At 54.5% G+C, this 1,230-nt stretch carries 1 protein-coding gene; it reads left to right on the top strand.

Features of this window, described 5'->3' with window-relative positions; translation table 11 throughout:
- Positions 1 to 59 precede the first annotated feature (59 nt).
- A protein-coding gene (locus FEK46_RS23135; RefSeq protein ID WP_205712956.1) for an IS3-like element ISEc24 family transposase occupies positions 60 to 1,195 on the top strand; the annotation gives its coding sequence in 2 pieces (ribosomal slippage) (positions 60 to 306 and positions 306 to 1,195; 1,137 coding nt in all).
- The last annotated feature ends 35 nt before the right edge of the window (positions 1,196 to 1,230 follow it).

Below are 1,230 nucleotides of genomic sequence, written 5' to 3'. Positions count from 1 at the left end.
TGGAGTGCCCCCAAGCCCGTAGACAAATCTGCCCTATAGTTTGAGCATAGGAGGAGTCTATGGGCACACCACGATTTACCCCAGAGTTTAAGGAGGAAGCTGTCCGTCAGGTTACTGAACGGGGCTATTCCGTTGCCGATGTTTCTGAACGCCTCGGCGTATCGGCTCACAGCCTTTATAAGTGGGTCCGGTCAGTCAGACCGGATAACAGCGAGCATCAGGCGCAGGATTTACTGGATGCGCGGACGGAGATTCTCAGGCTTAAAGCGCAGCTTAAACGTACTGAGGAAGAACGGGATATTCTGAAAAAGGCAGCGCGGTACTTTGCAAGGGAGCCCGACTGAAGTACCGCTTCATCAACGATCACCGTGAAATCTGGTCGATCGTAACAATGTGTCGGGTTCTGAAGGTCGCCCGTGCGGGATTTTACGTCTGGCTTCATCGCCCTGTTTCTGCCGGAGAAAAGGATAATCAGCGGTTGCTGGAGCTCATCCGCGATGCTTATGCACTGAGCGGCGGAGTCTACGGTTATCGCAGGGTTCACGGCGATCTTCGTGAAATCGGTGAAGTATGCAGCAGAAACCGTGTTGCCAGAATCATGAAGCGGAACAGGATACAGGCCGTACATGGCTATAAGGTCCCGCGTGGCGTCAGGGGAAGGCCGTCACTGATAGCTCCTAATCGCGTACAGCGGGAATTTACGGTGGTAAAACCCAACCAGGTGTGGGTAACTGATATTACCTACATCCGCACCTGGCAGGGTTGGCTGTATCTGGCGGTGGTTATCGATCTTTTTGCCCGTAATGTGGTGGGCTGGTCGATGAAACCAACGCTGTCGCGCGAGCTGGCACTGGATGCGCTGCTGATGGCAGTCTGGCGGCGTAAGCCTGCAGAAAACGTCATAGTGCACAGCGATCAGGGCAGTCAGTATGGCAGTGATGACTGGCAGCGGTTCTGCAGGGCCAACAATCTGGCGCCGAGCATGAGCCGTCGTGGCAACTGCTGGGATAATGCGGTGGCAGAATCGTTCTTCAGTTCACTGAAAAAAGAGCGCATCAGAAAGCGGATATATAAAACCCGGGACATGGCCCGGGCGGATATCTTCGATTACATTGAAGTGTTCTACAACCGGACCCGACGCCACAGTCATCTGGGTGGCGTCAGCCCGGAGGCCTTCGAAAAGGCCTCACCGTGAGGACAGAAACTGTCTACCGGAATGTGGTCACTCCA

Origin of the sequence: Escherichia sp. E4736, from assembly GCF_005781225.1 — a bacterium.
In the GTDB taxonomy this organism is placed as follows: Bacteria; Pseudomonadota; Gammaproteobacteria; order Enterobacterales; family Enterobacteriaceae; genus Escherichia.
Note: the sequence above shows the minus strand (reverse complement) of the source record. Positions and strands in the feature narration are given on the sequence as shown.